The organism is Ruminococcus sp. 1001136sp1_2201st1_G3_2201SCRN_220225, from assembly GCF_040924365.1.
GTDB classification, from domain to species: domain Bacteria; phylum Bacillota; class Clostridia; order Lachnospirales; family Lachnospiraceae; genus Blautia_A; species Blautia_A faecis.
In genome coordinates this window covers 39,551-51,668 of record NZ_JBCOME010000029.1, presented here as the reverse complement: position 1 = coordinate 51,668, position 12,118 = coordinate 39,551, and the positions used below count along the sequence as shown (strand labels likewise).

10 protein-coding genes and 1 pseudogene are annotated in these 12,118 nt (G+C 42.0%); 8 read left to right on the top strand and 3 right to left on the bottom strand.

Annotated features, from left to right (window positions below):
* Positions 1–252 precede the first annotated feature (252 nt).
* Positions 253–1,053, top strand: coding sequence for a hypothetical protein (locus tag AB5642_RS10875; protein WP_368371604.1), 801 nt, complete (start codon positions 253–255; stop codon positions 1,051–1,053).
* Between the two features lie 70 nt (positions 1,054–1,123).
* On the opposite strand, the gene AB5642_RS10870 is transcribed toward AB5642_RS10875, so the two are convergent.
* Positions 1,124–1,963, bottom strand: a complete 840-nt coding sequence (locus tag AB5642_RS10870; protein ID WP_368371603.1) for a helix-turn-helix domain-containing protein — start codon at positions 1,961–1,963, stop codon at positions 1,124–1,126.
* A 169-nt stretch (positions 1,964–2,132) separates the two neighbouring features.
* Here AB5642_RS10870 and AB5642_RS10865 point away from each other — a divergent pair, with 169 nt between their 5' ends.
* The 3 genes from AB5642_RS10865 to AB5642_RS10855 all read left to right on the top strand — a co-directional run bounded on the left by AB5642_RS10865 (position 2,133) and on the right by AB5642_RS10855 (position 7,003).
* Entirely contained in the window at positions 2,133–4,295 is a 2,163-nt protein-coding gene (locus tag AB5642_RS10865; RefSeq protein ID WP_368371602.1) for an alpha-galactosidase, read from the top strand.
* A 155-nt stretch (positions 4,296–4,450) separates the two neighbouring features.
* Positions 4,451–5,884: a hypothetical protein gene (locus AB5642_RS10860; protein ID WP_368371601.1), complete on the top strand. Its 1,434-nt coding sequence runs from the start codon at positions 4,451–4,453 to the stop codon at positions 5,882–5,884.
* A 99-nt stretch (positions 5,885–5,983) separates the two neighbouring features.
* Entirely contained in the window at positions 5,984–7,003 is a 1,020-nt protein-coding gene (locus tag AB5642_RS10855; RefSeq protein ID WP_368371600.1) for a U32 family peptidase, read from the top strand.
* On the opposite strand, the pseudogene AB5642_RS10850 reads toward AB5642_RS10855, so the two are convergent.
* A pseudogene (locus AB5642_RS10850) lies at positions 7,004–7,069 on the bottom strand (hypothetical protein); the annotation flags it as partial.
* On the opposite strand from AB5642_RS10850, the gene AB5642_RS10845 reads away from it, so the two are divergent.
* Complete coding sequence (locus tag AB5642_RS10845; protein ID WP_368371605.1) at positions 7,041–7,187, top strand: DUF6783 domain-containing protein; 147 nt, start codon at positions 7,041–7,043, stop codon at positions 7,185–7,187. The pseudogene AB5642_RS10850 and the gene AB5642_RS10845 sit on opposite strands and share 29 nt — an antisense overlap.
* On the opposite strand, the gene AB5642_RS10840 is transcribed toward AB5642_RS10845, so the two are convergent.
* Complete coding sequence (locus tag AB5642_RS10840) at positions 7,135–8,925, bottom strand: flavin reductase (protein WP_294423004.1); 1,791 nt, start codon at positions 8,923–8,925, stop codon at positions 7,135–7,137. The two genes, AB5642_RS10845 and AB5642_RS10840, sit on opposite strands and share 53 nt — an antisense overlap.
* 221 nt (positions 8,926–9,146) lie before the next feature.
* Here AB5642_RS10840 and AB5642_RS10835 point away from each other — a divergent pair, with 221 nt between their 5' ends.
* The 3 genes from AB5642_RS10835 to AB5642_RS10825 all read left to right on the top strand — a co-directional run.
* Complete coding sequence (locus tag AB5642_RS10835; protein WP_368371599.1) at positions 9,147–9,785, top strand: Crp/Fnr family transcriptional regulator; 639 nt, start codon at positions 9,147–9,149, stop codon at positions 9,783–9,785.
* Between the two features lie 437 nt (positions 9,786–10,222).
* Positions 10,223–11,095 (top strand): hypothetical protein, encoded by an 873-nt coding sequence (locus tag AB5642_RS10830; RefSeq protein ID WP_368371598.1) that lies wholly within the window; start codon positions 10,223–10,225, stop codon positions 11,093–11,095.
* 234 nt (positions 11,096–11,329) lie between these two features.
* On the top strand, positions 11,330–12,118 hold a 789-nt coding region (locus AB5642_RS10825; protein ID WP_368371597.1), incomplete at its 3' end, for a response regulator.

Below are 12,118 nucleotides of genomic sequence, written 5' to 3'. Positions count from 1 at the left end.
AATAAAGTAAAACGCTTGCATCTATCATTTTGGTGCAAGCGTAATTTACGAGTAACGTAGCAATATTTTGCGCTTACAAACTACAGAACAGCCCTGTGGTTCTGGTTTTGCAAAAAAGTAAAAAAACTTTCCTGAAAAGTGGAAAAACATCCCGAAGAAAGAGTTGACGAAACAGCCCTACTGGTATAATGAAGTCAAATTAAAGGATATTACATTTGGGAATGACTTTATAGATTTCAGGAGGTTTCCATTATGAGAAAGAATACATTAAAAAAAGCAATGGCAGTTATGATTTCAGCGACAATGCTGGTGACAGGATATACAGTAGTTTCCGCAGAAGGATTTACAGATGCGGAGGCACTTGCAGAGATGGATGCTTTTACTACAGGTGATGAAGCTGTATATGTGGAAGAAGTTCAGCCGGAAGCTGCACAGACTGAGGAGGTTCAGCCAGAGCAGACTCAGACAGAGGTTCAGCCGGAGGTTGCACAGACCGAGGAAGTTCAGGCAGAAGAATCTCAGGATGAGTTCCAGACCGGGGAATCTGCTGAAGAAGCCGCTTTTGTTGATGGATTCACAGATAGCTCTGCAGAAGCTGATCCAGCTGAGTTTACCGATGGAACCGGTGAAGTTGGAGATGCAGTAGAAACTACCGTAGATTCCGATTTCCGTTTCGAGAACGAAGAAGTCATTATCACTGCAAAAGTGTTTGATGAGACAGCTCTTCCGGAAAACGCTGAAATGAACGCTGTAAAGCTTGAAGCTGGCAGTGAGAAATACGAAGAAGCAAAACAGGCTTCCATCAGAGACCTTGGAACAACAGAAGACGACGAGTACACTTTCTACGACGTAACCTTCATTGCAGATGGCGTTGAGATCACAGTTCCAGACGAAGCAGTCGTAATTAATATGGAATTCAAAAATGTTGCATCAGAGGAAAACGAAACCCAGAGCGCCCTCCACATCCAGGAGACAGAAGCTGGCGTAGTTGCCCAGGACGTAACCGCACAGTCCGCAGACGGAACACTGAAATCCGTAGGATTTAACTTCTAAAATTCAATAACCGCAAGCAGATACAGGACTTTCTGAGAAATCGGAAGGTCCTTTTTGTATAATTAAAATTTCATCTATGCTGCACCCGCCACGCCCGCGGTGAAACCCCATACACATTTTTAAAAGCCCGGGAGAAGTGGAGGGCGTTTTCGTAGCCTACGGCAGAGCCGATATCCCCTATAGATAATGTGGTCAGCTTCAGCAATTCCGCCGCTTTTGTCATGCGGTAATGAATGAGAAATTCCTGTGGAGAGTGTCCCGTGCTGGTGCGGAAAATTCGTCCCAGATAGCTTCTGTTAATACCGCATACAGCTGCCACATCCTCAATAGAAATATCATTCTGAAAGTTCTGTTCGATAAAATTTATCGCCTCTTTTATATAATAATCACTCATTTTATTGGTGGCGGCAGGCTGTGGTCTGACAACAGATTGTGCAAGCAGATCCGCAAAAAGATAGAAATGTCCCATCAGATGAAAAGGAGATTGCTCTGAATTCTGAGAAATATAAATCAGTTCATCCGCCATCTTTTTTCGCGCCTCCCTGGAGTGGGCCATATAGACTGGCGCATCCTTGGAAAAGCCACAAACGTTGAGGATTTCTGTGGTACGCAGCCCGTCAAACTCCACCCAGACGTATTCCCATGGCACCTGAATATCTGCCACATAAGTGGTGATCTGTCCTGGAAAAATCATAAATCCTTGTCCGCTCCGAACCTGATAATTTACATTCTGTCCCTTGGAATTCGTGGCCATCAGGGTGCCTGTTCCGGAAAGAACATAGTGAAAAAGATAGTGATTCCGCGTTGCTGGACCAAATAAATGTCCGGGAGTACATTTCTCATGTCCATATTGGTAAAGGCATAGATCAATGAAAGTTTCGCTTGGAAAAATGTGAAAGTTGTTATCCATATCCGGAATCCTCCGTTACATTTGCTGACAATATATCATAATGTGATAATATATTTCATTATACCATAAAAAAACATCATAAAGGCATAAAATAAGAAAAATTAAGCTATTTAAGTGCTGATTTTGGCATGTTATACTTAACACATCATAGAAAAAGGAGGCTACACTCATGGCAATCACCTTCAACGAAACAACCCGGATCTTTACCCTCACTACTGCCCACACCACCTATCAGATGCAGGCGGATGCTCAAGGGTATCTTTTGCACCTGTATTATGGTGCCAGAACTGCAGGAGAAATGGACTATCTTCTGAATTATGGAGACCGTGGCTTTTCTGGAAATCCGAATTCAGCAGGCAACGACAGAACCTATTCTCTGGATGCACTGCCACAGGAATATCCATCACTTGGCACAGGAGATTTCCGAAATTATGCGTTAAATATAGAGAATGCAGATGGTTCCCAGTGTTGCAATCCGGTTTACATAACACATGAAATTGAGGCTGGAAAATACACTCTGAAAGGTCTTCCATTCGTCCGTGCAGAAGAAAATGAAGCGGAAACTTTGAAGATTATACTGGAAGATCCTGTTACAAAAGTAGAGCTTCATCTGCTCTACGGAGTACTGGAAAAAGAAGATATTATCACCAGAAGCGTGATAATTAAGAATGCTGGAAAAGCCCCTGTAACAGTAAAAAAAGCCCAGTCCGCATGCCTGGATTTCCTTCACGGAGACTATGATCTGATCAAATTTCATGGCAGACATGCTATGGAAAGAAACATGGAAAGAATGCCGGTTTCCCATGAAAGCATCCGAATTGGCAGCCGCCGTGGAACCTCCAGCCACCAGTATAATCCAGGGGTAATCCTTGCAGGAAAAAACACAAATGAAGACAGCGGAAGCTGCTACGGAATGCTGTTTGTATACAGTGGAAACTTCCTTGTAGAAGCAGAAAAGGACCAGTATGATCAGACCAGAATCCAGATGGGTCTGACTGATGAACTGTTTGCATATCCCCTGGAAGCCGGAGCTGAATTTATCGCGCCAGAGGTTATTTTATCCTACACAAACAAAGGTCTTTCCAGGCTTTCCCAGCAGTACCATCACTGCATTATGAATCATATCTGCCAGGGAAAATACGTCCATGCAAATCGTCCTGTCCTGATCAACAGCTGGGAAGCCGCATATTTTGATTTCACCGGAGACACCATCGTAGAGCTTGCAAAGGAGGCAAAAGCGCTTGGAATCGATATGGTGGTTATGGATGATGGATGGTTCGGAAAGCGAAATGACGACAATTCTTCTCTCGGCGACTGGTATGTGAACGAGGAAAAATTAGGCGGAACTCTGACAAAATTAATCGAAAGAGTAAACGCGGAAGGCGTGAAATTCGGTATCTGGATTGAGCCTGAAATGGTCAGTGAGGACAGTGATCTTTACAGGGAACATCCGGAATGGGCAATCACAATTCCAGGCCGCAAGCCTGTCCGTTCCAGAAACCAGCTGGTTCTTGATTTTTCCAGAAAAGAAGTACGTGATGAGATATTTAAACGCATTTGCGCAGTTCTGGATCAGGGGAATGTGGAGTACATTAAATGGGATATGAACCGCAGCCTGGCAGATATTTATGCACCAAACGTGACCTATGATTATGTTCTTGGGGTGTACGATTTCCTGGAAAAACTTACGAACCGTTATCCGGATATTCTTATTGAAGGCTGCAGCGGAGGCGGCGGAAGATTTGATGCCGGAATGTTGTATTATACGCCTCAGATCTGGTGCAGTGACAACACAGATGCTATTAATCGTACACGGATTCAATATGGAACCTCCTTCTTTTATCCGGTAGCAGCAATGGGTTCACATGTGTCAGCAGTGCCAAACCATCAGACCGGAAGAGTGACCAGTATGCATACAAGAGGCGTTGCAGCTATGTCTGGAACCTTTGGCTATGAACTGAATCCCGCACTTTTAAATGCAAAGGAAAAAGCAGAAATCCGTGCCCAGCTTGCCCAATACAGGGAGTATCAGGAATTGATCCGTGAAGGAGATTATTACCGTCTTTCCAATCCTTTCCAGGATAATTTTGCGGCCTGGATGGTGGTATCAGATGACAGATCCAAGGCACTGGTAAGTGTGATAAGACTTACAGCAGAAGCCAATCCGCCGGCAGCATACGTTACCTTAAAAGGAATGGAAGAGGATGCTTTTTATCGGGAAAAAACTACCGGAAAAGTATATCCGGGAGCTGCACTTATGGAGGCTGGAATACTGCTTCCTGCTGCGGTGAGCGAATATGAAGCATACCAGATAGAACTGGAGCGTGTTTGAAAAATCAATGATTATGTTTTCATAGTCGTTAAGTTAATTTTACCATTCTTTTGTGAAGAAAAAAGGAGAAAAGGTTTATAAACTGGAAAGATTGTTTTTTTATATATTCTGAGATATATTTGCAGTATTCGTAGACGGAACAGGGTGTGATTGCAATGGTTTCAATGATTCCTTTCGGGCTTCTTGCCGGGGTTGTGGGGGGACGGGAGGTTCGGATTACAGAGATTGATGAGAGTGGATTTTGTTTTCGGACAATAGAAGAAAATATCTCTGATTCAGAAGCTTTGAAGGTGTGCTTTTATGACATAAAGAATGGGCGTTATCGTGAATTGGAAATTCCAGAATACGATATACAAAGGTTTGATATGGTGGACGCAGAACTCTCCGGATTTTATGTGAAATATAAGGTGACGGTGAAGCAGAAAGCGTATGCGGAGGCGGTTCAGAGGCTTCTTTATCAGTATAATCACTACATTCATCTGAAGCTGGAAGAGGACGACAGCGCGTTGGCGAAAAGCCTGACAGGGTATCCGGGGGAACTGGATGAGGTCAAGCGTGGCAGTCTGGAAGAGCAGGTGGGAATATGGCGGAGAGAGCTTACGCCAGATGGATTGGAGTCCGCTTATAATGGGAAACGTATAGATTTAACTGATAATTGTTCTCAGTACGGAACTGGCTTTAAGCCTGGGTATAAGTGCCAGGTACCGCCTGAATCAGGTGTTACGGAGCTGGCGCTGGAGATAGATCGCCCGGAATTGTATCAGGAATATTTGAATAGTTCCCTGACAGAATTTTCCAAAAAGTATGCCGGAAAATGTATCGGTATCTGCGGCAGCATTATTCTGGAACATAGAGTACCGGATCACCTTTATATTGGAAATCAGTTCTGTCATCTTCTGTTTCCGGAACGTAAATTGTTGTTTGAAATAATAGAAAAAGCAGCGGCAGAACAGGTGGAAATCACACTTGTTTTTTCTTATATCCGGGAATATATGCTGGATTATATAACAGAATTGCTTGATGAAATTAACCGGTGGTGTGAAGAAAAAAGGCAGTCTGTAGAGATTGTTGTAAATGACTGGGGAATGGCTTCTTTAGTAAAAAAAAGCAGAAGGAATCTGATTCCCAGCCTTGGAATTTTGTTAAATAAACGCAGAAAAGACCCTCGGATTCCGTTCAAAAAAGGAGAACAGAAATGGTTTGAGAGGAACAGCCTGAATGCTGGATTTTACCGTAATTTTCTGGAAAGAGAATATGGAATCCAACGCTTTGAATGGGAATCCTGCGGTTACGAACAGCAGATTCCACCTGGAAAAAACAGCCTGCATATTCCGTTCTATCAGACCAATACATCACAGTATTGTCCTCTTGGTGCAGTATGTGAAACTGGCGAGAGAGGACGACAAAAGCTTGCAAAAAAATGCCCGGGATATTGTACGGAATATGCACTTTTGTATCCGGAACATTTGCATATGATAGGGCGGTATAATTCGTTGTTTGGGATTGATATGATGATATTGAAAGAGGAAGAAATACTGAAGAATTATATCCAAAACGGTGTGGACCGGGTTGTAATAAGAGCATGGTAATGCCGCCGGCAGGTGACATACCCGTGTTGAGGCAGAAGCGATATTTTATTCAGGATGAAGTACATGGCTGCTCAAGGCTGGAATTTATGGAGATAAGTGATGAAAATAGTAGCAGGATTAGGCTCAATAGATGAATATATAAAGTTCGCGGAGGCTGGTGCAGATGAATTTTTCTGTGGTTATGTTCCTTATTCCTGGTCCCAAAAATACGGAACGGTACTGCCCTTAAACCGCAGGGAAGTACTTTGTTATAACGTACAGCTTGGCGCATTCAGTGAGCTGGAAATCCTGTCTGGGATGATGAAAAAGTACGAAAAACCAGTCCATCTTACATTCAATTCCCTGTATTATATCCCGGAACAATATCCAGAAATTGCCGGGATTATAAGCCAGTGTATAAAAATCGGTTTTCACAGTTATATTATTGCAGACCCGGCATTGATGGTATATTTACGTGAAAATGGCATAAACTGCGAAATCCATCTCAGTGGAGAATGTGGAGAAATTAACAGCCAGATGGTGGCTTCATTGGCAAAAATGAGATTGAAACGTGTGATTTTTCACAGGAAAAATACATTCGAAGATATGAAAGCGGTTGTTGATAAATGTGGAAAAAAGGATGGGACAGAAGGAATTCCGGAATTTGAGGCTTTTGTATTGAATGAAATGTGCCAGTTTACAGGTGCATTTTGTAATTCTTTGCATTGCGATGAGATGGGGTATCTTTGTAAAGTGCCCTATCAGATCGGAACCTTAAAAACAGGGAATGCCGGTCCTGAAATCTTCAATCAGGAAATAAACGGAGGGCATTTGCTGCCAGACGGCTTTGTTCCGGATGATTTTCACAGTTTACATGATTTTTCCTATGATTCTGCGGGTTATCTTTGCGGTGAAACTGGCTGTGGTCTATGTGCACTTTATCAGTTAAAGCAAGCCGGAATTACGCACTTGAAGCTGGTTGGCCGTGGAAATTATACGGATTACATGGAAAAAGATATTCGAAATCTTCGAATGGCGTTGAATATATTGAGAGAATCCGCTGACGAAATGGAATTCCGGCGAAAATTGAAATTGCAGATTTTTCCCAGCGGGTGCAGCAAGAATTGCTATTACCGGTAATCAGGCAGCGCAGGCTCCGGAGTGTGTCTGAAAAATCATTCCCACAAATTGTGGTGCACATCTTGCAGAAAGCCTTTTTCAGACACGCTCTGGATTCTGTGCTGCCTTGAAAAATTTATCTGGTTGTTTTTTTATTCGATGGGCTCGAAATCTGCAGCTCCATGTTTGCACAGCGGGCAGATGAAGTCATCCGGGAGCTCGTCACCTTCGTAGATGTAGCCGCATACTTTGCAGACGAAGCCTTTTTTGCCATCGGTTTCTGGCTTCGGTTTTACATTTTTCTGATAGTAGGTGTAAGTCATGGTGTCAAGATCGTTCATGACGCGGGCTTCGGTGACGCTGCAGATGAACATTCCATGGGTACCAAGGTCTACATATTGTTCAACCTTCAGAGACATAAATGCATTAATATATTTGTCCAGGAATACCAGTCCATTATCAGAACGGTAGACCTTCTGACCTGCAAATTTATCTACGCTGCGTCCGGTCTGGAAACCAAACTGCTGAAATACAGAGAACGGTGCATCTACAGACAGACAGTTTACGTTGAGAACTCCGGTCTGTTTGATCACATGGTGGGAGTAATTTGCCTTATTGATATTTACCGCAATACGGTTTGGAGTATCAGTGAGCTGGGTCACAGTGTTGACGATCAGTCCGTTGTCTTTTTTGCCGTCATTGGAGGTAACTACATAAAGACCGTATCCGATTCTGAAAAGGGCTGTCATGTCATTTTTGTTTGCCAGCTCATCATTCTGGGCAATGTATTCTTTGCAAAGTTCGCTTGCCATAGCTTCCAGCTGATCCTTGTTTTCCTGGTTTACTGCGGAAAGCACTTTTACAGTAGTGTCCAGCCAGTTGATCTTCTTGCAGCCAGAAAGCATTTCTTTCATAATTTTTGCTGCCAGAGGTGCCCAGGAACCATTTTCGATGATGCCCACGGTGCGGTTCTGGAAGTTGTGCTCGGTCAGACGGGTGATATAGTCGTGCATGAACGGATAAATGCTTGCATTATAGGTTGTGGTAGCAAGAACCAGCTTACTGTAGCGGAATGCGTCGGACAGAGCCTGTGACATGTCATCTCTTGCAAGATCATATACAACAACTTTGGGACATCCCTTGCTGCGAAGTTTGTCAGCCAGCAGCTCTACAGCCGCTTTTGTATGACCGTATACAGATGTGTAGGCGATGACAATTCCTTCTGTCTCTGGTGTGTAAGAGGACCATGTATCGTAAAGACCAATGTAATGTCCAAGGTTTTCTGTAAGAACAGGTCCGTGAAGAGGGCAAATGATCTGGATGTCCAGGCCTGCGGCAACTTTCAGTAATTTCTGAACCTGTGGTCCGTATTTTCCAACGATGCCAATAAAGTATCTGCGAGCTTCATCGTCCCAATCTTCTTCTACATCCAGTGCGCCGAATTTTCCGAAGCCATCTGCGGAGAAAAGTACTTTATCGGTGCTGTCATAGGTTACCATAACTTCTGGCCAGTGCACCATGGGAGCGAAAACAAAGGTCAGGTTGTGGTTTCCAAGGTTGAGGGTGCCGCCATTTGTAACCTCCAGCTTCTGTCCTTCCAGGTCGAGACCGAAGAAGTTCTGGATCATAGTGAAGGTTTTTGCGTTGGCTACGATGGTGGTTTCCGGATAAACTTTCAGGAAGTTTGCCACATTTGCTGCGTGGTCCGGCTCCATATGCTGTACAATCAGGTAGTCTGGCTTGCGGCCTTCCAGGATGCGGTCCAGATTATCCAGCCATTCGTGAGTGAAATTTGCATCTACAGTATCCATGACTGCGATTTTTTCATCCAGGATCACATAGGAATTATACGTCATACCGTTCGGTACTTTGTACTGACCTTCGAAAAGATCAATCTGATGGTCGTTTACGCCTGCGTAGCGGATGGTGTCTGTAATTTTCATAGAGGTTCGTCTCCTTTTTATGAGATATTGTTATTGATGTAATTGTTTGTGATTTTTGAGGGAACTATGTATTTTTTACTGCTTTGTTATTTCTTTAACATGGCTTTAGTATAACCAAATTTTGCAATAAAGTCTGTTGCAAATACAACAAAATGGTGTAAGATATAAGAAATTATTTTTTGAACATGTTCTGGATAAATTGATAGAAAGGGATTGTAGAAATGACACCAGTGACACTTTTTTCATACATAACTCCTGAAGAACAGGAACGTATGCGCATCTGTTTCGATATGCATGAAGCAGTCTATCGGAATAATGAGACTGTGATGGAATATTCCAGTTCCATGAAAAAAATAGGTCTGATCCTGGAAGGTCAGGCAGTCCTTTATTGCATTGATGAAGATGGAAATCAATATATGATAGATAACCTGAAAAAGGATAGTGTTTTTGGCGAACCATTCCTTTTATCTGAAGAATCCCAGCACTATTATGTCTGTGCAAAATCCGAAACAAGAGTGCTGTTTATCGCCTATGAGCATGTGATCAAACGCTGCGAAAATGCCTGTAAATTCCATAGCCAGCTGGTAAGCAATCTGCTCCAGATGATTGCCCAGCGTGCCAGCCAGCAGGCCAGCCGGATCTATGTGCTGTCAAGAAACAGCACCAGAAAGAAGATCATGGCCTATTTAAATTCCATAGCTGCAGAAAAACAGACGAAAACGGTTATCTTGCCCATGTCCTACACCACTCTTGCTGAATACCTCAGTGTAGACCGCAGCGCCATGATGCGGGAGTTGAAGAACCTGGCAGATGAGGGGATTATAGAACGGGATGGGAAGAAATTGCGGATTTTGGATTGAAAATAGAGTGGGATATATAATTTTTTTACCAGAACACTTTCGAAAAGGAATAGCAATGCAAAATCATGCATTCGCATGATTTCACGCCACAATTCTCGGGGTTTCTGTGAACTTTGTTCACAAAAAACACCTTGCGGAACGTTACCAATGAACTGTAACAGGCTCTAAAAAGTTACATGTATTTAATATTTAACTGATTGACTTGGTACATGTTTAAGAGTTATACTAAGTCAATCAGATATCTGAAAATCATTTGAAATTTCAATTTTAAGTCTAATTATAATCAGTATGGTCAGTTCGACCGGGTAACTCAATTTAAACAGCATAAATAGGAACAAAATACTTGTATTAGCATAATTAAAAAGATATAATAAAAATATAAATTATATATTAATAAGAAATGCTAACGCCAAGTGCAACGTTCCGGAAAGGAGCTTATGCAGGCACAGAATGCGGTTTCTATAGAATATTTTAAGAATTCGAAACGCTTTGCAGATCTTTTGAATGGTTATTTTTTTAATGGCGATGAAGTAGTTCACTGGGAAAGTGTTTGGGAAAGAGATCCTGTGTTGCAAAAGATAAAAAGAAAAGGTACAAAAGTTACGACAAAAGCAAATATTGTGGATTTATTTTGCAATGTGGCGATTGATGGCTGCAGAATTGGAGTTATTTTACAAAATCAAACCAAAATACATTATGCTATGCCAATCAGAGCAATGAATGAGGAAGCAGAAGCGTACTATAGCCAATGGAAAGGATTAGAAAAAGAACATAGAGAGAAAAAGAATTTAAAGGATGGGGCAGAATTTCTGTCAGGTATGAGCAGGAGTGATAGTATTAATCCGCTATTAATTTTAATTGTATATTTTGGAGAAGAAAAATGGGATGCTGCGAGATCTATGCACAAATTGTTTGGAAAAGTTGCCGAATCAGAGAAAATGCAGCGGATTTTTACCAAGTATCCTATTCACGTGTTGGATATACGAAGGTTTGATAATGCAGATAACTTTAATACAGATTTGAAATGGGTGATAGGATTTTTGCAAAAGGCTCAAAACAGAAATAAGCTGCAGAAGTATGTGATGGAGAATAAGGAAGTCTTTGAGAATCTGGCAGAAGATACATATAATTTGTTGGCGGTAATGGCAAGGTCTCCAATGTTGGAGGAACTGAAGGATGATGTAAAAAATCTGAAAGGAGGATGGAATATGTGCAAGGCTCTTGATGATATGGTCAAAGATGGAGAACGTCGAGGGAAACGTCTTGGAAAAAAATCAGATCAACAAATTAAATCGTTTACTGCTGGCTGATAACAGGCAGGAGGAACTTCTTAGGTCTGTTTCAGACCGAAAATTACAGCAAAAGCTTCTGCAGGAATATGCGCTGTAATTGACGGCGCTATGCTACATAACTGCTGGTTTTCTTTGGATCACAAAGCATGTTGTGGTGAAAGATGGAACAGTAACAATTTTCTATGTTGTATTGACAATACCTCCCTAAATTAATAATATAAAACACATAATGTATGTATTGAGGGAGGAAGTATGACAGAACTGATATCAGTAATGATCGTAGATGATGAAAAGCTCATGCTGGAAGACCTGAGTACGATGATCAATTGGGAGGCATATGGTTACCAGATAATTGCAACGGCCTTTAACGGAAAGCAGGCGTTGAGAAAGTACAGGGAATATCGTCCTCAGGTGATTTTTACGGACATCCGAATGCCGTTTATGGACGGCATAGAAATGATATCCGAAATACGTAAAACAGATGAAAAAGTAAGTATTGTCTTATTGACGGCATATGAAGATTTCAGCTATGCGAAAGCGGCTATTCGTCTTGGAATTACTGAATATGTGATAAAAAGTGAAATTACGGAGAGTTCATTGTCTGATCTGTTGAATCGTCTGAAGACAAACATCATAAAAGCCGGAAAGCGGGAACGCTACATAACCGATAGAATGTTAGAACAATTTTTCCTGTCTGAAGAAATGACAGAAAGTGCAGACATTGAACAGATTTTGAAAAGACCGGAGCACATTATCATGGTGGAACAGGATCTTCCTATAAGCCTGAGTGGAGAACCTGTGCCAGAAGAAATTGTAGTATATCGCTCAAAATTTGTAGAAATTCTGACAAATGAGAAAATAGACAGCTGGGATCTAGAAGTAATCACAGCGATACCAGGCAGAAAAATGGTAATCGCTTTGAATTCCATAGAAAATTCATATGGAAGTTATGAACAGGAATTGTATAAACTGGCGTGTAAGTTTCAAAAAAAACTTCAAGAAGAAACAGGCTTCAGTTTTACTCTCTACACGGTCCAGGGG

What these genes read in the sequence shown, in the direction of transcription:
- AB5642_RS10875 (WP_368371604.1), top strand. Translation starts at nt 253, where the DNA reads ATGAGAAAGAATACATTAAAAAAAGCAATGGCAGTTATGATTTCAGCG.
- AB5642_RS10870 (WP_368371603.1), bottom strand. Translation starts at nt 1,963, where the DNA reads ATGGATAACAACTTTCACATTTTTCCAAGCGAAACTTTCATTGATCTA.
- AB5642_RS10865 (WP_368371602.1), top strand. Translation starts at nt 2,133, where the DNA reads ATGGCAATCACCTTCAACGAAACAACCCGGATCTTTACCCTCACTACT.
- AB5642_RS10860 (WP_368371601.1), top strand. Translation starts at nt 4,451, where the DNA reads ATGGTTTCAATGATTCCTTTCGGGCTTCTTGCCGGGGTTGTGGGGGGA.
- AB5642_RS10855 (WP_368371600.1), top strand. Translation starts at nt 5,984, where the DNA reads ATGAAAATAGTAGCAGGATTAGGCTCAATAGATGAATATATAAAGTTC.
- AB5642_RS10840 (WP_294423004.1), bottom strand. Translation starts at nt 8,925, where the DNA reads ATGAAAATTACAGACACCATCCGCTACGCAGGCGTAAACGACCATCAG.
- AB5642_RS10835 (WP_368371599.1), top strand. Translation starts at nt 9,147, where the DNA reads ATGACACCAGTGACACTTTTTTCATACATAACTCCTGAAGAACAGGAA.
- AB5642_RS10830 (WP_368371598.1), top strand. Translation starts at nt 10,223, where the DNA reads ATGCAGGCACAGAATGCGGTTTCTATAGAATATTTTAAGAATTCGAAA.